The 24,565-nt window shown below is 59.5% G+C and carries 19 protein-coding genes and 1 tRNA gene; 10 read left to right on the top strand and 10 right to left on the bottom strand.

Annotation, left to right across the window (positions count from 1 at the left end):
* A partial coding sequence (locus LAT62_RS06040) for a Lon protease family protein (protein WP_293380497.1) occupies nt 1-1,306 on the top strand: 1,306 nt, incomplete at its 5' end.
* 59 nt (nt 1,307-1,365) lie between these two features.
* Nucleotides 1,366-3,309, top strand: a complete 1,944-nt coding sequence (acs, locus tag LAT62_RS06035) for an acetate--CoA ligase (protein ID WP_293380494.1) — start codon at nt 1,366-1,368, stop codon at nt 3,307-3,309.
* Nucleotides 3,310-3,627: 318 nt separating this feature from the next.
* Here acs and LAT62_RS06030 read toward each other — a convergent pair whose 3' ends face one another.
* Nucleotides 3,628-4,182: a DJ-1 family glyoxalase III gene (locus LAT62_RS06030; protein WP_293380491.1), complete on the bottom strand. Its 555-nt coding sequence runs from the start codon at nt 4,180-4,182 to the stop codon at nt 3,628-3,630.
* A 119-nt stretch (nt 4,183-4,301) separates the two neighbouring features.
* Between LAT62_RS06030 and LAT62_RS06025 the strand changes: the two genes are divergently transcribed.
* Nucleotides 4,302-4,388: transfer RNA gene (locus LAT62_RS06025), tRNA-Leu, on the top strand.
* 85 nt (nt 4,389-4,473) lie between these two features.
* Here the strand turns inward: LAT62_RS06025 and smrA are convergent.
* The gene (gene smrA, locus LAT62_RS06020) at nt 4,474-5,058 is read right to left on the bottom strand and encodes a DNA endonuclease SmrA (RefSeq protein ID WP_293380488.1); all 585 of its coding nucleotides are present in this window, start codon (nt 5,056-5,058) and stop codon (nt 4,474-4,476) included.
* A gap of 221 nt (nt 5,059-5,279) precedes the next feature.
* On the opposite strand from smrA, the gene LAT62_RS06015 reads away from it, so the two are divergent.
* Together LAT62_RS06015 and LAT62_RS06010 are read left to right on the top strand one after the other, a co-directional pair.
* Nucleotides 5,280-5,981, top strand: coding sequence for a response regulator transcription factor (locus tag LAT62_RS06015; RefSeq protein ID WP_293380485.1), 702 nt, complete (start codon nt 5,280-5,282; stop codon nt 5,979-5,981).
* Between the two features lie 13 nt (nt 5,982-5,994).
* Nucleotides 5,995-7,416: an ATP-binding protein gene (locus LAT62_RS06010; RefSeq protein ID WP_293380482.1), complete on the top strand. Its 1,422-nt coding sequence runs from the start codon at nt 5,995-5,997 to the stop codon at nt 7,414-7,416.
* A gap of 18 nt (nt 7,417-7,434) precedes the next feature.
* Here the strand turns inward: LAT62_RS06010 and LAT62_RS06005 are convergent, their stop codons facing one another.
* Nucleotides 7,435-8,502, bottom strand: coding sequence for a hypothetical protein (locus LAT62_RS06005; RefSeq protein WP_293380479.1), 1,068 nt, complete (start codon nt 8,500-8,502; stop codon nt 7,435-7,437).
* Nucleotides 8,503-8,668: 166 nt separating this feature from the next.
* Between LAT62_RS06005 and LAT62_RS06000 the strand changes: the two genes are divergently transcribed.
* A complete protein-coding gene (locus LAT62_RS06000; RefSeq protein WP_293380476.1) occupies nt 8,669-10,000 on the top strand; it encodes a hypothetical protein in 1,332 nt (443 codons plus the stop codon).
* A 209-nt stretch (nt 10,001-10,209) separates the two neighbouring features.
* Here LAT62_RS06000 and pfkA read toward each other — a convergent pair whose 3' ends face one another.
* The 4 genes from pfkA to LAT62_RS05980 form a co-directional block, all read right to left on the bottom strand.
* Entirely contained in the window at nt 10,210-11,172 is a 963-nt protein-coding gene (gene pfkA, locus LAT62_RS05995) for a 6-phosphofructokinase (RefSeq protein ID WP_293380473.1), read from the bottom strand.
* 133 nt (nt 11,173-11,305) lie between these two features.
* On the bottom strand, nt 11,306-12,427 hold the full coding sequence (locus tag LAT62_RS05990) for a GGDEF domain-containing protein (protein WP_293380470.1): 1,122 nt from the start codon (nt 12,425-12,427) through the stop codon (nt 11,306-11,308).
* A 121-nt stretch (nt 12,428-12,548) separates the two neighbouring features.
* The gene (locus LAT62_RS05985) at nt 12,549-13,739 is read right to left on the bottom strand and encodes a CynX/NimT family MFS transporter (RefSeq protein WP_293380467.1); all 1,191 of its coding nucleotides are present in this window, start codon (nt 13,737-13,739) and stop codon (nt 12,549-12,551) included.
* Between the two features lie 56 nt (nt 13,740-13,795).
* The gene (locus LAT62_RS05980; RefSeq protein WP_293380463.1) at nt 13,796-14,401 is read right to left on the bottom strand and encodes a LysE family translocator; all 606 of its coding nucleotides are present in this window, start codon (nt 14,399-14,401) and stop codon (nt 13,796-13,798) included.
* A gap of 96 nt (nt 14,402-14,497) precedes the next feature.
* Between LAT62_RS05980 and LAT62_RS05975 the strand changes: the two genes are divergently transcribed.
* Complete coding sequence (locus LAT62_RS05975; protein ID WP_293380460.1) at nt 14,498-15,892, top strand: PLP-dependent aminotransferase family protein; 1,395 nt, start codon at nt 14,498-14,500, stop codon at nt 15,890-15,892.
* Nucleotides 15,893-15,931: 39 nt separating this feature from the next.
* On the opposite strand, the gene LAT62_RS05970 is transcribed toward LAT62_RS05975, so the two are convergent.
* Together LAT62_RS05970 and LAT62_RS05965 are read right to left on the bottom strand one after the other, a co-directional pair.
* Complete coding sequence (locus LAT62_RS05970; protein ID WP_293380457.1) at nt 15,932-16,744, bottom strand: TatD family hydrolase; 813 nt, start codon at nt 16,742-16,744, stop codon at nt 15,932-15,934.
* 129 nt (nt 16,745-16,873) lie between these two features.
* Nucleotides 16,874-17,587: a FecR family protein gene (locus LAT62_RS05965; RefSeq protein WP_293380454.1), complete on the bottom strand. Its 714-nt coding sequence runs from the start codon at nt 17,585-17,587 to the stop codon at nt 16,874-16,876.
* Between the two features lie 185 nt (nt 17,588-17,772).
* Between LAT62_RS05965 and LAT62_RS05960 the strand changes: the two genes are divergently transcribed.
* A complete protein-coding gene (locus tag LAT62_RS05960; protein ID WP_293380451.1) occupies nt 17,773-18,633 on the top strand; it encodes a helix-turn-helix transcriptional regulator in 861 nt (286 codons plus the stop codon).
* Between the two features lie 249 nt (nt 18,634-18,882).
* On the opposite strand, the gene LAT62_RS05955 is transcribed toward LAT62_RS05960, so the two are convergent.
* On the bottom strand, nt 18,883-19,821 hold the full coding sequence (locus LAT62_RS05955) for a LysR family transcriptional regulator (RefSeq protein WP_293380448.1): 939 nt from the start codon (nt 19,819-19,821) through the stop codon (nt 18,883-18,885).
* A 137-nt stretch (nt 19,822-19,958) separates the two neighbouring features.
* Here LAT62_RS05955 and LAT62_RS05950 point away from each other — a divergent pair, with 137 nt between their 5' ends.
* A complete protein-coding gene (locus LAT62_RS05950; protein ID WP_293380445.1) occupies nt 19,959-21,638 on the top strand; it encodes a GMC family oxidoreductase in 1,680 nt (559 codons plus the stop codon).
* A gap of 42 nt (nt 21,639-21,680) precedes the next feature.
* Nucleotides 21,681-24,191 (top strand): CoA transferase, encoded by a 2,511-nt coding sequence (locus tag LAT62_RS05945; protein ID WP_293380442.1) that lies wholly within the window; start codon nt 21,681-21,683, stop codon nt 24,189-24,191.
* Nucleotides 24,192-24,565 lie beyond the last annotated feature (374 nt).

Genomic DNA, 24,565 nt, shown 5'->3' with positions numbered 1-24,565 from the left:
GGGCAGCCTGCACAAGGCCAACGGCGGCTATCTGATCATGGACGCGGAAAAACTGCTGGTTGAACCCTTCGCCTGGGATGCCCTGAAACTGGCACTTAAAACCCGGCAGATCAAGATGGAATCGCCGTTCGTTGATCCGAGTCTGATGCATGCCGTAACACTGAGCCCGGAAACAGTGCCGCTGCAGTCCAAGATCATCCTGATCGGCTCGCGCGACATCTACTATCAGCTGCTGGCACTGGACCCGGAGTTCAATGAACTGTTCCGCATTCTGGTGGACTTCGACAGCTATATTCCGCGCGACAATGATTCCGTGGAGCAACTGATTCTGCGCATCAAGCATTATGCAGAAGAGAAGGAGTATCCGCCGATCCACCGGGATGCGGTGTCCCGGCTGATCGAGTTCTCGCTGCGCCAGGGCGAACATCAGGAGCGCATCAGTGCACAGATCATTCATCTGTTCAAGATGGTGGCCGAGGCGGATTATCTCCGCCAGCAAAACAACGACGGTGTCATCATCGAGGCCCGACATGTGGAACTGGCCCTGAAGGCCGCCGAATATCGCAGCAGCCGCATCAGTGACCAGATGATCCTGGAAATCTCCGAAGGGACCGTGAAGATCTCGACCGACGGAGAGCGGGCCGGCTGCGTCAACGGCCTTACCGTGATGGAGGTCGGAGAATCCGTGTTTGGTTCACCGGCGCGCATCACCGCCACCGCCTCGCTGGGCTCCCAGGGCATCATGGACATCGAGCGCGAAGCCCAGCTGGGGCAGTCCGTGCACTCCAAGGGCGTGATGATTCTCAATGGCTATCTGGCGCGCCAGTATGGGCGAGACATTCCCCTGACCCTGAACGCCCACATCGCCATGGAGCAGTCCTATGGCCATGTGGATGGCGACTCGGCCACCTGTGCCGAGCTGGTTGCCCTGATTTCAGCCATCACCGACATTCCGGTCGAACAGTCACTGGCCGTCACCGGCTCGATGAACCAGCATGGCGAAGTGCAGGCTGTCGGCGGCGTCAACGAGAAGATCGAAGGATTCTTCCGGGTCTGCTCCAGCCGCGGCCTGACCGGCCGTCAGGGTGTCATCATACCGGCCGACAATGTGCGCCACCTGATGCTTAATGACGAGGTGATCGAAGCGGTGGAAGCCGGGCAGTTCACCATCTATGCTGCACGTCAGATTGATGATGTTCTGACTCTGCTGCTGCGTCAGGATGCCCTGCTGACCCATGAAGAAACGCGCAACATGCTGAAGTCCATGCATGATCGCCTGCAGGAGGACGACGACAGCAGCAAGTAACTGCGAATACAGCAGCGCGAAGACCACTACAACATACAATAATTGGTAGGGAGAAACCTATGTCAAACACCGTCTACCCGGTGCCAGACAGCGCCCGGCAAACCGCTCTGGTCAATAATGAAGAATATGAAGCGCTGTACCAGCGCTCCGTGGATGACAACGAAGCCTTCTGGCGCGAACAGGCGGAGCGCATCGACTGGTTCAAACCGTTCACGGAAGTGCGCGATGTCAGCTACGACCGCAACAACCTGCACATCCGCTGGTATGGCGACGGGGAACTCAATGTTGCCCACAACTGCATCGACCGCCACCTGAGCAAGCGGGCGGACCAGACCGCCATTCTCTGGGAAGGCGACGACCCGCGCGAAGATCTGAAAATCTCCTATCAGATGCTGCATGACCGGGTCTGCCAACTGGCCAATGGTCTGAAGTCACTCGGCGTCAAGAAAGGCGACCGGGTCACCATCTATATGCCCATGGTGCCCGAGGCCGCCTATGCAATGCTGGCCTGTGCCCGCATCGGGGCCGTTCATTCGGTGGTGTTCGGTGGCTTCTCGCCGGAAGCGCTGGCCGGCCGTATCATCGACTGTGCATCGAAGGTGGTGATCACCGCCGACGAAGGTGTGCGCGGCGGACGCAAGATTCCGCTGAAAGCCAATGTAGATCGGGCGCTTGAAGTGAAGGGCGCGGATATCGTCGACCATGTCGTAGTGACCCGCCGCACCGGTGGTGATATCGACTGGCACGACTCACGCGACCACTGGTATCACGACCTGGCCGACAGCCAGCCGAAGACCTGCGAGCCGGAGCGCATGAACGCGGAAGACCCGCTGTTCATCCTCTATACCTCCGGCTCTACCGGCAAACCCAAAGGGGTGCTGCATACGTCGGGTGGCTATATCGTCTATGCCTCGCTGACCCATCAATATGTCTTCGACTACAAGGACGGCGACATCTACTGGTGCGCGGCCGACGTCGGCTGGGTAACCGGGCACAGCTATATCCTGTATGGCCCGCTGGCCAATGGGGCGACCACCCTGATGTTCGAGGGTGTGCCCAATTACCCGACTGCCGGCCGTCTGGGCGAAGTGGTTGACAAGCATCAGGTGAATATTCTCTACACGGCACCCACTGCGATCCGCGCCCTGATGGGCAAGGGGAGCGAAGCCACCGACTCGTCGCAGCGCAGCAGCCTGCGCATTCTGGGCAGTGTCGGCGAGCCCATCAACCCCGAAGCCTGGAACTGGTATTACTCCGAATTCGGCAATAGCCAGTGCCAGGTGGTGGACACCTGGTGGCAGACCGAAACCGGCGGCATCATGATCACGCCGCTGCCGGGCGCCACGGACCTCAAACCGGGCAGCGCCACCCGGCCCTTCTTCGGCATCCTGCCGGCCCTTTTCGGGCCTGAGGGCGAAGAACTGAAAGGGGCCACCAGCGGCAACCTGGTGATCAAGGACTCCTGGCCGGGCCAGATGCGCACCGTCTATGGTGACCATCAGCGCTTTATCGATACCTATTTCAGCGCCTATGACGGCGTCTACTTTACCGGCGATGGCGCCCGTCGCGACGAGGACGGCTACTACTGGATCACCGGTCGTGTAGACGACGTGCTGAATGTGTCGGGCCACCGACTGGGCACCGCCGAAATCGAAAGCGCGCTGGTCGCCCACCCCTCGGTGGCCGAGGCTGCTGTCGTGGGCTACCCGCATGACCTGAAGGGGCAGGGCATCTACGTCTACATCACTCCGATGGCCGATATCGAGCCCAGCGATGAGCTGAGCAAGGAACTGATCCAGTGGGTGCGCAAGGAGATCGGCCCGCTGGCCACGCCGGATCTGATCCAGTGGACTCCGGGGCTGCCCAAGACGCGTTCGGGCAAGATCATGCGCCGTATTCTGCGCAAGATCGCGGCCAATGATTATGGCGAACTGGGCGACACCTCGACGCTGGCCGACCCCGGCGTGGTCGACGAGCTGATCGACCACCGGTTGAACCGGTAACCCGACCCGTTCTGGCCGCCCCTCTGGGGCGGCCAGAACGGTTGATGCCCCGCCTGCTTGATTCCATTCGTTGTCTAATTTTTAACGCATCCAAGCAGCCTGCCTCCAGTCCTGGCTTGCAGCGCTTTCTACAAATTCTATCCCCAGAGTTATCCACAGAATCTGTGGATGGTTTAAACCCGTGTTCAAAACGCTGTAATGCCCATGAAAACTGGCTTCCTTGCAGACAGGCCGGCTGTCAACAGGGCTCTGTAAAATCTTCCGACAAATTTTGTGCACAAGCCGTTGACAGCCCGACGCAAGGCTGTTCCAGGCGGATTATTCCGGCCTGACCAGTTTCACCTCAACACTCTGCCGCAGCTCTGTGCCACCCAGTTTTTCGATAATGGCCAGAGCGAAATCCATTGCTGTGCCCGGACCCCGACTGGTCCATACCGGTCCGTCAAATTCGTGCACCGCATCGGTGATCGTCGATGTACCCGTCTCCAGGCCATCCAGTGCACCGGGGAATGCTGTCATGGTCCGACCGGACGCCACACCGGCGGCTACCAGCACTCGCGGGGCAGCGCACAGGGCGCCGACCGGGCGCTCCGCCGCCTGATGCCGCTGCAACAGTTCGATCAGGGTCTCATCGGCTGCCAGATTGTTGGCCCCGGGCTGACCGCCCGGCAGTACAATGGCATCGAAATGGAGATGCGCAACCGACGACAACAGTACGTCAGGGATCAATCGTGTGCCGCGGGCGGCCAGGATTTCGCCCGGTTTCAGCCCTGCTCGCACAACCTCGAAGCCGGCTCTGACAAACAAATCCATCAAGGTCACGGCTTCCAGTTCCTCGACGCCCTCAGCCAGCGGAATCAGAATCGTCTTCATGCGGCTTCAGCTCCCTTATCCTGTTGTTTTTTCTGCAAAAAAAATATTTGACAGCCCATAGGCCCTCGGCTAAAGTACGCCCCACGTTTGCAGGGCCCTCCTGCAGACCAGCCTGAAGTGCCTAGGTGGTGGAATTGGTAGACACGCTAGCTTCAGGTGCTAGTGGCCTTACGGCCGTGGAGGTTCAAGTCCTCTCCTAGGCACCATCTTCCCTTGTCGTACGTGGCTACTGCGTCGATCTTTACCCGCGTTTACTTTGCCCTGATTGTTGTTTTTTCTGGCGTTGTCAGTTCATTGATTACGGTAACGCTCCCGGTTTTCCTGCTTTTTCGCTTCACTTTTCTTGATCAGCACATACATGGCGCCGGCGCCCCCGTGGTGCGGCTGTGCCGAGTGCAACGCCAGTACTTCCGGAATACGCTGCAGCCATTGATAGGTGTAGGACTTGAGGACGGCCTTCTGTTCACCGCGTTCACCCTTGCCATGCAACACAATCGCCGACCGCACATCATACTTCTGGCAGTCCAGAACGAATCGAATCAGGGCGCGTCTTGCCTGATCCACAGTATGCCGATGCAGGTCCAGCCGCGCATCCAGCGTATAGCCGCCCTGCTTGAGCCTTCTGAAGACACCATGCGCAACACCGGCAGCCCGCCAACTCAGGATATCAGTCGGCCCTACCCACTGGACATGTGACTCTGAAAGGCCATCAACTTCCCTGCTCTGCTGGCGTTCGGCAGCGGCCCTGCGCCGAGCCAGTGCGGCATCGGTTTCCGGTGCGGCCTGGCGCTGCAGACGCACGGTTGGCTCGGCGCGCAGTCGCCGCACGCCTGCCATTTCCTGCGCAAACAGATCGTCATCGTCATGCTTTGTCACGGGCGACTCCCCTCCTGCACCTGTCTGGCCAAGTTTACTGAAGCCAACACCCGTTTGCACGAGCCCGAAGTGCTTCGTATAGGGTGTGAAAGTTACCCTCCGCGACCTGCTTTCCCTCTTTACAATTCGCTGCCCACTGCTGCACTATCGCGGCAGACTCCCAATTGTAAAGACGGCCGTCTGCCGGTCTGGGGACTTCAACACGAAAAAGGTGTGCACGCATGAAAAACGAACGCCTGCTGCTCATTGATGATGACAAAGAATTGGGTGAATTGCTGGTCGAATTTCTCGACAGCGAAGGCTTTGTGCTCGAGCTCGCTCATTCTGGCGAAGAAGGGCTGCAGAAACTTGCCGCAAACGATTATGACCTGATCCTGCTCGACGTTATGATGCCCGGCATGTCAGGGCTGGATGTTTTGCGCGAAATGCGCCATTCCAACACCGTACCCGTCCTGATGCTGACCGCCAAAGGCGACGAACTGGACAAGGTACTGGGCCTCGAGCTGGGTGCGGATGACTATCTGCCCAAGCCCTATAGCCATCGCGAACTGGTGGCGCGGATACGCGCCCTGTTGCGCCGGGTGGAAATGGAACACCAGCGGCCGGGGCCTGCGGTGCAGCCCGTGCTGACGCTGGGCCGCATCACGCTGGATACGCGCGTCTATCAGGCGCTGATCGACAAGCAGGACATGGAACTGACGCAAACCGAGTTCAAGGTGTTGCAGACTCTGATGGAGCGTGCCGGTCAGGTGGTCACCAAGAACGAGCTCTACCAGACGGTACTGGGTCGGCCGCTGGAGCCCTATGACCGCTCCATCGACATGCATGTCAGCAACGTGCGCAAGAAAATCATGCAGTTGGCCGAGGAACACAAACCGATCAAGACATTGCGTGGTGTCGGCTATCAATTCGTAGCCGACTGAATCAGCCTTCGGCATGTGGCGATCCGCTCTGAACTGGCTACGTTCCCTCAACCCACTGGCGTCCCTGACCGGAAGGATATTCATCTGGTTCTGGCTCACGCTGGTGGTGATCTCCATGGTGTCCTTCCTGGTGCTGCAGCAATGGGCGCGGCCCTATGAGCTGACCGACCTGAATGCTGAAGAGCAGCAGTTGCTGGAATACCAAAGGGAAGAACTGGAAAACTATCTGGAAGCTGGCATGACGCCCTTGCAGGCCATCCGCTACTCCGGAATCCGCTTTGGCCTCGATATCTATCTGGTCGACCCCACGTTTCGCCTTCTGGGCACTCCCCAGCCCGATCAGATAGAGCTGTACATGATCGGCGCCATGGTGGAGTCCGGCGAGCCCCTGGCCGCCAACTGGGAAAACATCCGCTGGCTGGGAGCCGAACCTCTGCGCCACCGCGGAGAAACCTACCGGGTGCTGATCAAGACCACCGTGGACTCAGGCACGGGTCGCCTGATGGATGTCATCAATGAGCGCCTGACCTGGACCTTTCTGGCCCTGCTGGTCAGCGGCATGCTCAGCCTCCTGCTCGCCAACTCCCTGTCCCGTCCATTGCGCCTGTTGCGCGAAACCAGTCGCTCTCTGGCGCGCGGGCAACTGGAATCCAGGGTGCCCGGCGTGGTCTCCAAACGGGCTGATGATATCGGTCAGTTGGGCCAGGATTTTGACCATATGGCGGAACGGATTCAGAGTCTGATCGAAGCTCAGCAGAAGCTGCTGTCCAACATCAGCCACGAACTGCGTTCTCCGCTTACCCGCCTGCAGATTGCGCTGGGTATCGCCCGCCAGCGCATGGAGCAGGACACCGCCGTACCGCAACTGGACCGCATAGAGCGTGAGGCACAGCGTCTGGAAGCCATGATTGCTCAGCTGCTGCAATTGTCACGTCTGGAGAACCGGTTGCAGCATATGGACCTCCAGCCGCTCGATCTGGGCAAGATGCTGCGCACCATTGCTGATGATGCCAACTTTGAAGCGCTCGCCCAGGACCGCTCGGTGCGGCTGCAGACAGTAGTGCCGGTGCGGGTGATCGGGGATCAGATGCTGCTCAGTTCGGCGATCGAAAATGTAGTGCGCAATGCCGTCAAGTATACGGCGGAAGGCAGTGAGGTCGTGATTGACACAGCACTCAACGGCGATCAGGTGGAAATTTCAGTACAGGACGCCGGCACCGGCGTACCGCCTCAGGATCTGCCCTATCTGTTCGAGCCCTTCTTTCGTGCCAGCAACACCCATCAGGGTGGCTCGGGCCTCGGCCTGTCGATCACTCGCCAGGCCGTTGAAGCGCACAAGGGTACGGTGAAAGCGGAGAATATTCCGGAAGGCGGGCTGCGCATTACAGTGCTGTTGCCAGTGAGTCTGCAACTGCCTTCCAGCAGCGGCGACTGATGCCACCTGCAGACTCTTCTATAGACGCAGTTTCAGCGCCTCCAGATCCTGACGAGTCACTGAGCCCCTGCCTGCCGGCTCAATAAAGCCATGCCATTCAAGCAGAGTGCGCCAGCAGGCGCTGTCGGCATGATCTGCATCCTGCCCCCAGCGAGACAGAAGCCCTGCCGTCATCCGGCTCGGGTCCGCACACCATACCTGCCCCATGGAGCGGCAGGCATCCGCATAATGCTGGCGCTGGCGACAGAGCATGGCTTCTTCCTGCCAGGCCATGGCCAGAATACTGCTCCGACCATCTCGTGCCGCCTTGATCAGATGATCGTCACGCAATGGCTCCGGCACGTGTTGCCAATGTTCCTGCAGCACTGCCGACAGGCTGAGCGCATAGGGCGATGCCGGCTGCCGGCAATCGAACTCTCCGCGACGCATTGCCTGCACAGCATAAACAGCCTTGACTACCTGCTGCAGGGAATTCTCAGTCGGATCGATACTGCGCCAGAGCCGGCAACGCTCGCGCACCAGCAAGGGCTCAAGATTGTCCGGCATTGATTCTGGTTTTGCATCAGCCCAGGCGGACAACTGCAGAATGGCCGGATACGGTGCCACACCCCGCTCCAGCAGAATCATCAGCGGTGCAGGGCCGTGCAGTCGGGCGAATGTCGCCCACCCCGGCAGGCCCGCAGATTGCGCCTGCACTGCAGGCCATACTGACGCTATCCAGGCAAAATCTTCAGGCATTTCGGCGTCATCGTGGGCCAAAGCCTCCAGAGCCCACAACGTCACCAGTACTCCTTCCCAATGGGGTGTCCAGGGCGACCAGCCTGCGTCTGCAGACCATTCGCCATAGTAGACAGCTCGCCCCATCGGCGACAACTGGGCACACAGGTATCTCCCGTCGGCATGCCGACACAAGGGCAGCAGATCCGGGCGAATGCCGCCCTGCTCGGGCGCCGCCACCTTGCCCTGAGGCAGAAACTCAAAGCCCGCAGGAAGTCGGGTTGCATGGTTCGTCATCACAGCCCACCCTGTCTGGCTGGACGCCTGTCGTGTTGCCAGTGCCGCCATGTCTTCGTTACCGGCCACCATTGCACTCTCCGGATGTGTCATATCGTTTTAATTGTGTTCTTGCCCCAACAGGGGTCTATGCCACCGCTTACATAGTAAAAGTACAGAGACCGCTGTGCACGCAGTGCCGGCGGGATTTACACTAGGTGGCTAGCATAACACGCGGCAGACTGGGGGTCGTCAATCAATGCGCTGGGTTCAATTGTTGTTCAGGCCCGTTTTCCTGCTCGGTGGACTGGCACTGATGCTGACCCTCGGCGCCATCTGGCTGGCCGCTGCGCTGCCCGGGGAACAGACCGCCGAGCCACCATCGCGGGAACTGCCTTCGGACCCTCTGCGCCAGGCCGACATGCCGCCACCGGAAGCGGACCCCCAGTCCACGCCGGCCGTGCCCGTGCCTATACCACCAGCCGAGTCGCTCACCGAAGACGTCGGGGAACCCGAGCCAGCAACTGAAGAAGGCCCACCGCCCGGAGACTGGCTCGATCCCTACTATGGCCTGACCGATCCCGATGATATCGAAGCGATGCGGGTTTTACTGGTACTGGTCGACACTCTGGACTTTTCCCGGTTCTGGCAGGACATCCGCCCCCTGGCCAACCGGGACAATACGTTTGCGCAATACCTGATTCTGGCACTGCGCGATTTCATGGTGCTGGACGATGATCTCTTGCAGTTCGGCTATGTGGAGGAGCCCTATCTCAACCAGAATCGGCGCCATCTTGAGAGCCCCAACTGGGTACACTGGCTTTACGCTAACTGGCGACCATCCTGGGAACCCGATGAAGAGCAGATCAGCCAGGCCTTTGAGCGCGCACTGGCAGGCAATGAGGCTGCACAGACCTTGCTGATCAGCCGCACCGGCTGGTTTCAGTCACACCCCAGACTGGCCAGCAACCTTGATGAACTGCTGGACCGCCTGGCGGGAAACCGCTATCTGCAGACCATGAACCTGTTGCAGCTCAATATCGGCACCATTGCCCAGGCCGGCTCGAACGACGCGGCCCTGAGCGGTCTGCGACAGCGCCTGGGCAGCTCTTCTCATCCGCTGAGCCAGTGGCTGGCAGGGCACTTTGATGAATCCTTCAGCGTGTCATCGCGACGGGCGCAACTGCTGGATCTGGCGCAGCAGGGATACCTGACGGCCATTCAGGAGGTGCGACGGCTGGCCCTGACCGGGCAGGGGCGCTGGACTGATGATACGCTGACACCGGTGTCGCTCAATGATGCGATCCAGGTCCATCAGCAGTTGGCCTCGCAGCACCCGACAAACCCTCTGGTATCGGTCGCCCTGTGTGAACTGCATCTGGCCAATGGGGACTATCAGGCTTCCTGGAATTACCTGCACAAGTTCGCTTATGAAGACGATTGGTCGGAAGAGGTTGAAGACTATAGTTGCAATGCCGGTGGCCACGATCGCTATGGTGAACTGATGATCGAGCGCGGTGTCATCACCGAAAGCCAGTGGCAACAGCACCTGGATACCATCGACGAACGCCGCCGGAGAATAAGGGGCTAGTGTCCTGCGCCACCCATTAAGTACTGGGTGCTGAGACACTGGCTTGCGGGTGCCATCAGAAGCGCTGTCTGTCACTTCACGGCTTCGAGGTCGATTATGCAGGCCTTTACCCATTGCATGATCGCGCTGCCATCAGCCATCTACCGCACCGGGAATAGTTATCTCCATATAGCTCAGGCTCTGTCCCGCGCAATTCTCGGTCAGGTGGATCAGACCAACTTCTTGAAGGTATCGAACAGATCCTGATTGAACGGGCGCGGCATATTCTCGATGGCCTCGATGATATCGTGATGAATCAGGCGATTGTTCTGGATGCCGACACAGCGTCCGCCCAGCCCCTCCATCAGCAACTGCACCGAAAAGGCACCCATCTGGCTGGCCAGTACCCGGTCGAACGCACCCGGCGCACCACCACGCTGAATATGCCCCAATACAGTGGCGCGGGTCTCCTGCCCGGTATGAGCTTCGATGCGCTTGGCCAGCGCATGCGTATCGGTCATTTTTTCGGTAATGCAGATAATGGCGTGCTTCTTCCCTTTTGAGTCACCTTCGCCCAGCGCGCGCAGCAGCGACTCCTCACTGAAAGGCTTTTCCGGAATGATCGCATACTCTGCACCTCCGGCAACGGCGGCCGCCAGTGTCAGGTCACCGCAATGGCGCCCCATGATCTCCACCATCGAAATGCGTCGATGCGACGACGAGGTATCTCGCAACCGGTCAATCGCATCCAGCACGCAGTTCAGAGCCGTGTTGTAACCGATGGTGTATTCGGTACCGGGTACATCATTGTCGATGGTGCCGGGCAGCCCGATACAGGGATAGCCCATCTCGGTCAGGCTCTTGGCGCCCATATAGGACCCGTCGCCACCGATCACCACCAACGCTTCTATGCCGTGTTGCTGCAGGTTGCCGATGGCCTTGCGGCGCACCGATTCTTCCTTGAACTCCGGAAAGCGGGCCGAGCCGAGAAAGGTGCCGCCGCGATTGATGCGATCTGACACATCCTGTCGATGCAGAGGGCGGATGTTGTTCTCGTAAAGACCGAGATAGCCATCAAAGATGCCGTAGACTTCCAGGTCATTATGCAATGCGGTCCGGACAACGGCACGGATGGCCGCGTTCATGCCCGGTGCATCACCACCACTGGTGAGCACACCGATTTTCCTGATCATGATTACCTCAACGTGATTCGTTCTGGTTTGCGCAGCCCGCTGGGCTCCAGCGGTGTCATCTGCAACCGGCAGTCTTCTGGGCACGACTGCTTCTGCGGCAGCCTACAGTCTACGTAATTTTATTACAAAAGTCTCATGCGACTGAATCGGCGGCTTGAATACAGTTACGACCGGCGGCTTTGGCCCGATACAGGGCCTCGTCGGCACGCCTCAGCGTATCCTGAATGTCGGTACCGGTCTGATGCTCGGCAACACCGGCAGAGATGGTGATGGACTCGCCAGCGGGCAGTCCCTTGGGGCTGGTGGCGGCAATGACTTCGCGAATCTGGTCCAACTTTTTTGTTGCAGAAACCAGCGACTGTCCAGGCAGCAGAAGCAGGAACTCTTCACCGCCAAAGCGGCCGACAAAATGCCGATCGTCCAACTGTTCATCCAGCACCTCGCCCAGCCAGCGCAGCACCTCGTCGCCACAGTGGTGTCCGTGGTTGTCATTGATGGCCTTGAAATAGTCGACATCCAGCATGCACAGACTAAGGTGGCCACCCTCACCGGGTTCTTCCAGACGGGCGTGTTCACGGGCCATCTGGTCCATCACCGAGCGTCGGTTGGGCAGCCGGGTGAGCGGATCCTGAGTGGCCAGATCTTCCAGGCGCACCATCGCCTTTTCAAGCTCCTTGTTGCGCGACCGCAACTTGTCGCGCAACCCAGTGATCACACTGCCGATATAGGTGTTCATGCTCACGGCCACCACAAAGGCCAGAATGGTCAGTGCCTCAACGCGCCAGTCCGCCATGCCGGCTGGATACCATTGCGCCTTCAGCAGCACCATCCCGGCGTAGGCACCGACACCCAGCACATTGACTGCCAGCATGCGCCAAAGGCCCAGCGCAAAGACCGCGAACATCATGTTCACAGTACCCAGCAGGAGAAAGGGAACCCGGGCCAGCGGATCATTGAGGAAGAACATGATGTACAACTGAGAGAATATGCCAGTGAAAATCTGGGCAACCGTCATGCTCGGATCCGGCAGACGCAAATTGAGCCCCGAAAGAATCAGCCCGAAAAACACGGTCCACGCAATGACGATGATCAGCAGGTATTCAATGGCCCGATCGGCCGGCACTATGTCGTGCTGCACATAAATCAGCACACAGCACAGCAACACCGCCAGGGGTACGCAGGCCCACATGGTACGCTGCAGGCGCAGCCTCTGGGCCTTGCTGATATCCTTTTTGGTCACATTCCGCTCGGCCAATCAGGCGCTCCTGAACGACTTCAGCCTTCCGTCGCCGACAGCGTTGTCATAATCTTGAGATGTCCCTGCAGTTAATTTAGGAGACTTTGAACAGCTGTTCAAGCTGCATCGTTGCGAGTACTCACTGCAGACGATGATAATGGCGCCCCACCATCACTCCGGCAGGAAGACTGATAATCGCCAAAAGCAGCAACGGGACCAATGCCCAAAGCGCCCTGCCGGTCATATCCACCAGCAAGCCACTCAGCAGCGGCACGGCAAAGGCCATGGCGTAGCCGATGGTGAACATGCCGGCCGCCAGTGGTGCGGTTCGGTCTGCCGAGGTCATGGCCGCGGGCAGAGAGACCATCAGTATCAATACCACGCCACAGGCCAGGCTGACTGCAAAGCCGGCCCAGAGCGCCATCCAGCCATGAGCGAAGCCAAACAGCAGGGTGCCGAAGATCGAGACCAGGGTCAGGATCACCATCGGCGCAGCTCGCCCCAGCCAGCGACCGCCAAAGCGCAAGGCAAGCAAGGAGGCCACCACCTGGGCCGTATTGAACAGCAGCAGACTGGCGGCCAACAGGTCACTTTCGCCCCGGGCGTCCAGTATGTTCGACATGTAGGCGTTGAGCCCGAAAAACAGCGTGCTCGACATGCCAATCAACAAGCCCATTGCCCAGACCAGCGGGTGCCGGAAATCGGGCAGCCAATGATGCCGCTGGCGCAGGTCGCGCGGCATTGCTGCCGCGGGCTCCCCGAGCCAATGTACCGCCGCTGCAACCAGCAACGCCGGACAACTCCATACCAGCAGCGCCAGGCGCCAGTTGTCGCCGGCCAGGGGCAGAATAACGGGTAACGTCAGGCCAGCCGCCAGCACCTCTCCCATCAGCAGCCCATTCATGTAGACAGCAGTGGCCAGGGCCACGCGGCCCGGAGTCCACAGACGGACCAGGGCCGGCAGCGCCGTCTGCATGGCGGCTATTCCAAATCCCATGATTGCAGTGGCCAGCAGCAGGGGCAGAGCGGCAGAGGCTCCGGCACGGGCGGTTGAGCCGGCCACCATCACCAGAATGGATAGCACCAGGGTATTGCGCACCCCCAACCTGGCCACTACCCAGGCACCGGCGACAGCACCGACCGCCAGCATCAGCACCGGCAGGGTGGTCAGTGAGCCCATCAAGGTGGTGCTCAGGCGCAGTTCTTCGGCCATCAATGGTCCCAGCGGCGCCGTGACCAACAGCGTCAGGCGCAGATACAGACCACTGAACCACAACAACAGCAGAGTGCGCAGACTGATCGGCAATTTTAGGGTCAGCAATATCGACATATCAGAAATCAGCCAGATTGCCGGAGCAGGCCCGAGGGTAGCACAATGCTGTCCGCTCAGATGAAAATCAGGCTGACTGATGCCACCGTCATCAGGGCCAGCGTGGTATTGAACAGCATACGGGCGCGGTCACTGCGCAGCCACTTGACCAGTTCCTGCCCCAGCAATGCCCAGAAGGCGGTGCAAGGAAAGCAGACCACAAAATACATCATGATGACGGCGAGGGCCGACCAATAGTGCAGCGGCGGCGGCAGGGCAAAAGCTGACAACGCGGTAATGGCCATCGTCCAGGCCTTGGGGTTGACCCACTGGAAAGCGGCCGCCTGCCAGAAAGTGAGAGGGCGCGCCTGCTCGGATTCCACGTCACTCATCTTCACCTGTCCGGCGCGCCAGATTTTCCAGGCCAGGTACAGCAGATACGTTGCGCCAACGATCTGAAGCACACGTTGCAGTACCGGCCAGCGCTCAAACACCGCACCCAGGCCAGCCGCAATGACCAGTGCCAGCACCGTAAAGCCCACTGCGATACCCAGAATATGCGGCAATGTCCGACGATAACCGAAGTTGGCACCACTGGCCGTCACCATCAGGTTGTTCGGCCCCGGTGTAATGGTCGCCACTACCGTAAACATCAGCAGTGACATGAAATACGAAAGTGTCACCCTTTCCTCCAAATTGTATCCATACATTTATTCGACATAACCCGCCAAACTGATACTATTGGGCGCACACAAAACTGCAACGGTTTTATTGACACCATGACAATGTGGCTTCCGGATCTCCTCCAACCCGACCTCCCAAAGTACCTCGCCATTGCCCAGGCCATTGTCAGGGCAATCCAGCAGGGAGACCTCCGTCCGGGTACTCGGCTCCCACCGCAGCGTCGCCTGGCCGATGCCCTGTCGGTTACTACCGGCACCATCACTCGAGCCTACGCGGAGGCCGAGCGACAGGGGCTGCTGGAGGCCAGAGTCGGGTCAGGCACCTATGTCCGCCAGCGTGGCCAGGTGGACAGTTTCCGCTTCAGTGAACAGCGCTCGGAAGTGGACCTGGGATTTACCCTGGCCCTGCAGGATGGACAATGTGAAGACATCCGGCGGATGCTGACAGACCTGGTGGCCAACCCGGTGCAGCTCAATACATTGCTTGGCTACATGCCCGAAACCGGACTGCGCCAGCATCGCGAAGCAGCAGCCCGCTGGCTGAAGCGAGAAGGCGTTGATCGGCCGGCAGACGATATTCTGCTTTGCGGCGGCGGCCAGAACGGCCTGTTCATCGCCCTCAGCACCCTCTGTGATACCGGCGACACAGTGCTCAGTGAGGGTTTGACCTACACCGGCTTCTCGCTTGCGGCGCGCCACCTTCGGCTGCGGCATATCGGGCTGCCGATGGATGAAGAAGGCCTGATTCCGGGAGAGCTGCGCACCGCCTGTGAGCGCTATCGACCGCGCGCCGTTTATTTGATGCCGCAGCTGCACAACCCGACCGGCGCGCAGATGTCCGACGCGCGCAAGCGCGAACTGCTGGCGATCTGTCGCCAGTATCAGGTCATGGTTATCGAAGACAATGTGCAGAGTGCCCTGCTGGCGGATTTACCCGAACCCATGGTCGCCATGGACCCGGACCAGGTCATCGCCCTGAGCAGTTGCAGCAAGTGCTTCAGCGGGGGTCTCAGGGTCGGCTTTCTGGTGCCACCGCCAGCCTGGCTGGATCGCTTTCGCGTCGCCATGCGCGTCAATCACTGGATGATCACCCCTCTGGCCTGCGAACTGGTGGCGCGCTGGATCGACCATCCGGAGCGCGACCGCAGCCTGGCCCGCCAGCAGGCGGCCTGTGCACGCAGACATGAACTGACGCGGGACATTCTGCAGGGCTTCGACTATCAGGCTCACCCGTGCGCTCTGAGTGGCTGGCTGCGGCTGCCCGCGCGCTGGCGGGCCCGGGATCTGGCACAGGCCCTCCATCAGGTCGGTATTGATGTCAAACCTGCCGATGTATTTGTGGTCGGTCAGTACCGGACACCGGAAGCCATTCGGATCTGTGTCGGGGGAGATCTGAGCGAGGAGACTCTGGCCAATGCCCTGCACCGCATCAGGACAACCCTGACGCACCCGGGAGACGACAGCCGATGGCTCCAGGACTGCACCATCTGAGCGACGAATTTGGCATCCAGCACCACGACCCGCCGAGAGTCAGGTGACCGAGCGCTGGAAAAACAGGTCGCGGGCATTGCCTGTGGTCTGTCGGATGACGTCCTCAGGGTTGGAGCCCTTCACTTCAGCCACCTTTTGCGCCACCAGCGGCAGATAGAAGGGCGCATTTTCCTTGCCCCGGAAAGGCACCGGGGTAAGGAAAGGTGCATCGGTCTCCAGCAGGATCCGATCCAGCGGCGTCGCGGCCAGCACTTCACGCACGTTTTCGGCGCGATTGAAGGTGATGATGCCGTTGAAACCCAGATGAAACCCTTCTTCAAGACAGAATTCGGCGAGCTGCAGGCTGCTGGTGAAGCTGTGAATGACGCCGCGCAGTCCGCGCCCGCTGAATTCGCGAAAAATGGCCATGGTATCGTCATCGGCATCACGGGTATGAACCACTATGGGCAGATCCAGTGCCAGCGCTATCTCCAGTTGTTCGGCGAACGCCTGCCGCTGCTGCTCGCGGGGTGAGTTGTCGTAATGGTAGTCCAGCCCGATCTCACCGATGGCAACCACTTTCGGATCGGCTGCTCCGGCGCGGATACGTTGCCCCACAGCGGACGAATAGAGGCTGGCTTCGTGTGGGTGAACGCCCTGCGTGCAATACACATCGCCATGCCGCGCTGCGAGTTGGCGCACGGTATCCAGGTTTTCCGGTGCAACGGCAATCGTGATAAAGCGCTCGACACCGCGCTGTCGCGCCTGATCGAGAATCACTTCGGTGGTGTCCTGCTGCAGATAATCCAGGTGACAATGGGTTTCTATCAGCGCCTCGTCAAAAACCGGAATCTCTTTGCGCTTGCCGGACATACGTCTCCTCTCTCATTCAATCGCTGTCCATTCTACTTAACCCGCGAGTATACATCAGACAATGCAACTGATCCGAGCCGCTCAGTACAACACCGAGCGGCTGGAGAGGTAGCTCTCTGCAGATCGTGATCAGATACCGGGAAGAGATATCGTGGTCACCGCCTCCCAGAGCTTGGACGGCGTCCAGGCTTCCGGCTCATCCGGGCTGTTTGTGGCCAGTCCGTCCTGATCAACGGACACCGTTGTACCCTGGCCCGCCTCGGTCAGCAATACCGAACCCAGGTCGTTGCTGATCTCGACCGGCCCGCCACCAAGAAGAATATAGTCGGCCTGATCGGGCAGGAAATAGCCACCCCAGACAATGGTGCCTCGAATACCCATGGTGGCGGCCGGCGTTTCGATGCGGAATTCGCTGTCTGCAGACGTTACACCTTCAGCCACGGCCAGGAATACGCCTTGCAGAACCCGGAAATGCGCCTGCTGAGGATCACCGCCCTGAGCCGGCTCATAGCGCGTTATCTCAAGTTCGGTCTGTTCGCCCAACGTCAACATGCTGCCTCCGATGAAGCGCAGCCTGGCACGAGACTCTGCTCCGGTTTCTATCCGGTCGCCGGCACGCAACGCGGTGCCACGCTGCACGGTGCTGCCGTCACTGACCTGGGCACTCCCCTGTAACGACACGACACGGGCAATCACATCGGCCGCCAAAACGGGAACACTGAACAGCATCAATCCCAACAACAGGCTGGCGAGCAGCGGCCAGCGCAGCATACCTCGGCTGGTGGTACGCGTTCGGTTATGCAGGCAGGCTCTGTCCCCGCTGCGGGTTGTACTTTTATTCATAGCTTGCTCTCTCTTACGTTTGCGCTTGTTTCTTGCATTATGGCGGCTGATACAGCATTCAGCCACCCACGGGTTGAGCCGGCAAACCGATTGTCAAAATGCCACCAACACTATATTCCGATTTTTGACGGAACCCGGGTTTGGCGGCATTATGCGAGTCGATGAAACCCACGGAGCGCCCAACCTTGGACAAGGCGAGGCAGACACTGCAGGAACTGGCCGCCCATATGGACTGCCATCGGGAGATTCGCAGCGCCCACTTTCCGGCGCTGGAAGCAGACCTGCCCGACCATGTGGGCAATATGCTGCGGCGCAGTCGCAGTGACAGGGGCTGGTCACAGCGACGCACGGCCGAACTGCTGTGCATCAGCCGGGCCCAGTATCTGCGCTACGAATCGGGTGCGGCCATGCCCAGACTGCACACGGCCAGCCTGTGGTCACTTGTTTTTGGCGCACCGCCTGCTATTTTGTTGGCACCCAGTCAATATGGTCGGCGTGAACGTCAAGTCCCCCCCCACTTCTTTCAGCTTTCGGACTGGCTGTGCAGAGCACCTACCACCGTCTTCTATGACACCCTGAACCACCTGCAACAACTGCTGTCGGTGCAAGTTGAACTGCCCGATCCGGAGCAATGCCATCTGACCCCCAGCCTGATGAGTGACGCCATCAAGGAAGTTCAGGGCTATGAAATCTATCTGACCGTAGGCGCCAATCTGCGCCTGGTGCGCCAACTGTTGGGTTACAGTCAGGAAGACATGGCCAACGCCCTGGGCATCTCAACCAGCCATTTTCTGTCGATTGAGCGCGGCGACGTCACCTACTCCTTTGTGATGCTGCCCCGGTTCGCCTACAGCATGCAGTTGCCGCCGCTGGCGCTGACCATCAATACACGGTACTACAAGGCACGCCAGGCGCTTTCGGTGCGCTTCAATGCCGTTCTGGACCTGCTAGACCAATTGCCAGAGACGCTGCGTGAGCCCGCCATGCAGCATGTTGTCAGCACCATGACCCTCTACACCCGGGGGCAGGGCGCGCGGCAGCAATGAAAGCAGTTTCCCTCAAATGAGACATCTCTCTTTCAGTTTTGTAGCAATTACTCTATGGCCCGCAAAGCGCGAGCCCGTTACCTTGTACGCAGGCTGCAGTGATCGCCTGCAGCCTGTCTCAGGCAACTGAACTCCCGGTTGCCTGTCTGTGTGATGAGTAATCAGTGCCCGCCAGGGCACTCAGTGGCATCTATTAGGGGCTTTCCAAAGCCCCCTTTTTTTGTCTGAATGTTATGCTCAAGCCTTCTTTCAAAGCACCCCGCTCTCACGTCTGCCAGCACCCCATACTCGGTCCAGCAGGCTGTGCATCAACTGAATGATGGCATCCTCGGTCTGGTCCTCTTTCCAGATCACACTCAACGCACAGGGCAGGGCAATGCCAGGGACAACCAGCAGGCCGTGCTTCTGCTTTTCTGCCAATGCCACAGTGTCCCGGGCCAGACTCAGGCCCATGCCCGCACGAACCAGTTCGAGCATGGACGATTCCTGGTCTACCTGGGCAACGCTTTTCGGTGCCAGATTGCGCGGCTGCAACACCCGTTTCAGTAAACGATGGTGCACGGATTCCGGCGGCGTAGTGATCCAGGGCAGCCTGACCAGATGACGCCAGTCTGCGGCGGCAACCTCCTTCTCCCAGCCTCTGGGCGCAACCAAAAAATACTGAAATCGCGTCAACTCGCGATGCCGAACCTTGTGCGCGGCCAGTTCTGAGGGCTGATCACTGGCGGCATCACCCGGCTCATCAAGATAGTAGCCAAAGTCCAGTTCATCTTTCAGCAGGCGTTGCAAGGCGATGCCACTGGTCGCGTGATGCAGCTCGGTTTCCACTTGCGGTGCGCTGGCGACCAGTTCGTGCAACAAGGGCCCAAGGCGGATGAATTCCGGGTCGATGATGGTACCGATACGCAGCTTTCCTCTGAGCGACGAGTTGAGGCTTTGCGCGTTGCGTTCGAACGTGGCCATGGCGGCCAGGGCCCGCTCAGCCATCGGCAGCAGTCTGCGCCCATCCGCAGTGAGCGTCAGGCCGTGCGGATTGCGCTTGAACAACCTCATGGCCAGACGGTCCTGCATTTGCTTCAGTTTCAGGCTGACTGCAGGTTGCGTCAGGTGCAGCCGCTCCGCCGCTCTGGATACACTGCCCTCTCTGGCCACGGCTACGAAGGCGCGCAAGGTCTGTAAATCCAGCATGATGAGCCTCGCCCCGGATTGGATATAAGATTATCTTATATCCCGTTTAAGTATTACTCAATTGATCCGCCAGCAAGACCCGCTAGTCTGATCTTGAAGCCGACAACAACAAGCCGGTGCCCAGGGCCACATCCACCATGCCGACTGCTGACACAGAATATCGCTTCGACTATGTCATCGTGGGCGCTGGCACAGCCGGATGCCTGCTGGCCAATCGGTTAAGCGCAGACAGGAGCAACCGGGTGCTGCTGATCGAAGCGGGCGGGCGGGACAACTACCACTGGATTCACATTCCAGTGGGCTATCTCTACTGCATCGACAATCCGCGCACCGACTGGCGCTACCGCACCGAGCCCTCGGCCGGCCTGAACGGCCGATCGCTGCTCTATCCTCGTGGCAAGACCCTGGGCGGCTGCTCCAGTATCAACGGCATGATCTACATGCGTGGTCAGGCGCGAGATTATGACAGCTGGGCCGCGGAGACGGATGATGCCGACTGGTCATGGCGTCACTGTCTGGCCGACTTCAAGCGTCATGAAGACTACTATGGCATGGACCCTGGCGAGCCGGAGCGCGGAAAACGCAGCAAGTTTCATGGCTCGGGAGGCGAATGGCGGGTTGAGCGCCAACGCCTCAAATGGACTGTGCTTGAAGATTTTGCGGCGGCCGCCGTTCAGGCCGGCATTCCGGCAACGGAAGATTTCAATCGGGGCTGCAACGAAGGGGTAGGCTATTTCGATGTCAATCAGCGCCGCGGGTGGCGCTGGAACACCGCCAAGGCCTTTCTGCGCGATGTGGCCAAGCGGCCGAATCTGACCGTCTGGCACGCCAGTCAGGCGACCCGTTTGTTGCTCGACAACAACGGACCGGACGGCGCGCTGCGCTGCACCGGTGTTGAAGTTGTCAAAGACGGCCAGACCCGTGCTGCTCTGGCTGAGCATGAAGTCCTTCTGTCTGCCGGCGCCATCGGATCACCGCAATTACTGCAAGTGTCCGGAATCGGGCCTGCTGACCTGCTGCATGACCTCGGCATCCCGGTCCGCCAGCCGCTGGCAGGCGTAGGTGCCAACCTGCAGGACCATCTGCAGATTCGTTCCGTGTACAAGGTCAGGGGTGCCAAGACCCTGAATACCCTGGCCAACAGCCTGACCGGCAAGATGCGTATTGCGCTGCAATACCTGCTGACACGCTCCGGCCCCATGAGTATGGCCCCGTCACAGTTGGGCGCCTTTACCCGCAGCAGTACCGCCTATGCCTACCCCAATCTTGAATACCATGTGCAGCCTCTGAGCCTTGATGCATTCGGCCAGCCGCTGCATGACTTTCCGGCCATTACCGCCAGTGTGTGCAACCTGAACCCGACCAGTCGCGGCACAGTAACCATACACAGCCCCGATGCCCGACAGCCGCCCAAAATAGCACCCAACTATCTCAGCACGGAAGAAGACAGAACCGTCGCAGCGGACTCGTTGCGCGTGACCCGGCGCATTGCCGCGCAGCCGGCATTTGCCAAATACGATCCGGTCGAATACAAGCCGGGAATGGAATTTCAGACGGATGAAGAACTGGTGCAACTGGCCGGCGATATCGGCACCACCATTTTCCATCCGGTTGGCACCACCCGCATGGGGCGTGAAGATGATCCACAAGCCGTGGTCAACAGCCGGTTGTGCGTGCGCGGCGTCAGCAGTTTGCGGGTGGTGGATGCGGGCATCATGCCGACAATCACCAGCGGCAACACCAATTCGCCGACGCTGATGATTGCGGAAAAAGCGGCGGGATGGATCCTTGAAAAACGCCGCCAGACCAACCTTTGACCTACATTTCAGCCCGTTAGCTGACTGAACCCGGAGCAGCCCATGTCTACCAGCATTGCATCCAACCTCCCTCTGGCCGGCGTGAAAGTCATGGACTTCGGCCAGTATATCGCCGGGCCGGCGGTCGCCATGGTGCTGGCCGATCTCGGCGCCACCGTGGTGCACGTCGACCCCCCGGGTGGCCCCATGTGGCGCAGTCCGGCCAATGCCACCCTGCACCGGAACAAGCTGATCGTGACGCTGGACCTGAAAGCCGCCGAGGGGCTGGAACAGGCACTGGCGCTGATCGAAGAATGCGACATCGTGATCGAGAGTTTCCGCCCCGGCGTCATGAAGCGTCTGGGTATCGACTTCGACGCACTGCGCCTGGAGCGCCCGGAACTGATCACCCTGTCCATACCCGGCTTTGCCTCCAATGATGAACTGCGCCGCGAGTGGCGAGCCTTCGAGAGCGTGATTGCGGCCAATTCGGGCGTTTTTACCGACATGGGGCTGAATCGGGTGCTGATGGGCGTCAATCCCTCCTTCTCGCCGCTGCCCCTGGCCTCTGCCTACGGCACCATGCTGGCCGCCTCGGCAACTGTACTGGCCCTGCAAGCGCGCGAACGCACCGGTCTGGGTGACAGTATCGAAGTTCCGCTGGCCTGCGCCCTGATGGAAGGCCTGTGCTACAACTCGATCAAGATCGATGACTACCCGGAGCGCTACAAGACGCAGCGGGAAAAGGACATCGAGCGCCGTCGCATAGAAGGCCTGCCGATGAACCTGAGCTATGACGAGTTGCAGGAGTTGCTGGATCCGTTCTTCCGCAACTATAAATGCAAGGACGGCCGCATGTTCTACGTCGTCTGCCCCAGCCACAAGGATCACGCCAAACGCTGCCTGAAAGCCCTGGGTATCTATGACGAACTGGTGGCGGAAGGCCTGACTGAAGAAGAGGACACCTATCTCCCGACCGACGAGTGGCAATCGGATGTATCGCTGGGCGTTTACCCGCTGCCGAAAAACTGGGCCGACCGAATTGCGGAAAAAATGAAGGCCGTGTTTCTGACCCGCACCACCAAGGAATGGGAGAAAATCTTCGGACGCGGTCGCTTCCCAGGCGCACCACAGCGCTGGCTCCAGGAATGGATACACGACGACCACGCAGAGGTGACCGGACTGATGATTGAAGTCAATGACCCGGAATTCGGGCTCATGACTCAGCCGGGCCCTTTGGTCTGGCTCAGTGGCAGCGCCGACAGCATGCTCAGCCCGCAGCCCCGGCGCTGGGTGGGTTACGGTCAGGCACTGGCCGCCTTCACTGCCATGGAGACCAAGCTACCGCGAGTGCGCTCCAGGAATGCCCGGGACGGCTGGCTCGAGGGCGTCCGCATCCTGGACCTGTGCAATGTGATTGCCGGCCCCCACTCGGTAGGTTACCTGGCGCGATTTGGCGCCGACATCATCAAGCTGGACCCGTCCCGACCCTTTTACGATTGCTGGAACACCATCATCTATGGCCTGTCGCACATGCGCTCCAAGCGCTCGGTACTGACCGACATCAGCCAGCCTGAAGGCCGCGCCATACTGGAGAAACTGGTCGCCTCTTCCGATGTGGTGGTGTGGAATGCCACCGACCAGCAGGTGGCCCGGATGGGACTGACCGAGGCGGACCTGAAAGCGATGAATCCGAACATCATCTTCTGCCAACTGGATTGCTTCAGCGGTGTCAGGCCGGGTCCCCGGTCCCAGTATCTCGGCTACGATGATCTGGTGCAGGCCACTACGGGTGTCATGCTGCGCTTTGGGGGCGGCATGGATACCCCAGAGGAGCATGCCCATGTCGGCACCATCGACGTCATGTGCGGTTTCGCTGCATCGCTCGGTATTGCAGTAGCCCTCTACCAGCAACTCAAGCGGGGGAAGGCGGAGCGGGTCAAGACCTCGCTGGCAGCCCTGAGTGGGCTGGCACAGATTCCCTTCTGCTACGACTTCGAGCGACGTGACCTGTTCGATGAACCCTCAGGACCAATGGTCACGGGCTATGACGACCTGTCCCGCTTCTACATGACGGCTGACGGCTTTGTTCTGCTGAGTGCCTATGAATCCGATCTGCCCAAGTTTGCCCTTGTCGAAGGGCTGGAAGGTTTGGTTGAGCGCCCGGTCGAAGGGCGCGCGGAGTTCCTGGCCACCGCCTTCATGAACGCCAGTGCAGAAGATTGGGTCACCCGACTGCAGGCAGCCGACATTGCTTCCGCGACCTGCCAGAATCTCGATGCGCTGCGTGCCTACAATGCCTATGAAGCGGACGATTCAACGGGCACTGAACGCGGCAGTTACTCCTTCTCAGTCTATCGGGATCATCCCAGCGGCCATACCATCACCCAACTGGACCCCTATGCGATTCGACCCATGCGGGGCAAAATCTATCCGCTCACACCCGCTGAGCAATATGGCACATCAACCTGCGCGGTCCTCTCCGAACTGGGCTATGATCAGGCTGGGATAGAGGCGTTGCTGGACCAAGGCGTGATTGCGACCGCGTGGAGCCGGCATTACCTGCCAACCTGAGACCACAGTGTCAGCCGGAATGGATAGGGTCGGGTTGACCTCGCGCTGACCAAAAACGGGGTCAGACAAGGGTTTACAACGCCCCATTTCGGTGCTTCATAAAATGCTTATACACAGTTCTCGAATTTTCGCCGCGAATCGGCGAAAATTGCCTCAGGAAAACCGCATTCCTGCTATTGACATTTTTAAGTCATTGTTTTTATTAAAATTATTGGAACTGGTTATTTTTTGATCAATCTAAGCAAGGGGGCAGTATTACTGCGCTCAAGGGCATTCCCACAGAGTTAACCACAAAGTTATCCACAAAATCTGGGGAAAAGCCCGGCAGAGCCTTACAACGTCTCTGCTACAGCCTGATGACAAAAAACTGACTT

The organism is Natronospirillum sp., assembly GCF_022565775.1.
Classification (GTDB): domain Bacteria; phylum Pseudomonadota; class Gammaproteobacteria; order Pseudomonadales; family Natronospirillaceae; genus Natronospirillum.
The sequence above is the reverse complement of the archived record's forward strand: the minus strand, read 5'-3'. Positions and strand labels throughout refer to the sequence as shown.

Bases quoted from the DNA above. Each gene is read 5' to 3' on its own strand.
- acs (WP_293380494.1), top strand. From the start codon at position 1,366: ATGTCAAACACCGTCTACCCGGTGCCAGACAGCGCCCGGCAAACCGCT.
- LAT62_RS05955 (WP_293380448.1), bottom strand. From the start codon at position 19,821: ATGCTGGATTTACAGACCTTGCGCGCCTTCGTAGCCGTGGCCAGAGAG.
- LAT62_RS06030 (WP_293380491.1), bottom strand. From the start codon at position 4,182: ATGAAGACGATTCTGATTCCGCTGGCTGAGGGCGTCGAGGAACTGGAA.
- LAT62_RS05965 (WP_293380454.1), bottom strand. From the start codon at position 17,587: ATGAATAAAAGTACAACCCGCAGCGGGGACAGAGCCTGCCTGCATAAC.
- LAT62_RS05970 (WP_293380457.1), bottom strand. From the start codon at position 16,744: ATGTCCGGCAAGCGCAAAGAGATTCCGGTTTTTGACGAGGCGCTGATA.
- LAT62_RS05950 (WP_293380445.1), top strand. From the start codon at position 19,959: ATGCCGACTGCTGACACAGAATATCGCTTCGACTATGTCATCGTGGGC.
- LAT62_RS06005 (WP_293380479.1), bottom strand. From the start codon at position 8,502: ATGGTGGCCGGTAACGAAGACATGGCGGCACTGGCAACACGACAGGCG.
- LAT62_RS05945 (WP_293380442.1), top strand. From the start codon at position 21,681: ATGTCTACCAGCATTGCATCCAACCTCCCTCTGGCCGGCGTGAAAGTC.
- LAT62_RS05985 (WP_293380467.1), bottom strand. From the start codon at position 13,739: ATGTCGATATTGCTGACCCTAAAATTGCCGATCAGTCTGCGCACTCTG.
- LAT62_RS05975 (WP_293380460.1), top strand. From the start codon at position 14,498: ATGACAATGTGGCTTCCGGATCTCCTCCAACCCGACCTCCCAAAGTAC.
- pfkA (WP_293380473.1), bottom strand. From the start codon at position 11,172: ATGATCAGGAAAATCGGTGTGCTCACCAGTGGTGGTGATGCACCGGGC.
- LAT62_RS06015 (WP_293380485.1), top strand. From the start codon at position 5,280: ATGAAAAACGAACGCCTGCTGCTCATTGATGATGACAAAGAATTGGGT.
- LAT62_RS06000 (WP_293380476.1), top strand. From the start codon at position 8,669: ATGCGCTGGGTTCAATTGTTGTTCAGGCCCGTTTTCCTGCTCGGTGGA.
- LAT62_RS06010 (WP_293380482.1), top strand. From the start codon at position 5,995: ATGTGGCGATCCGCTCTGAACTGGCTACGTTCCCTCAACCCACTGGCG.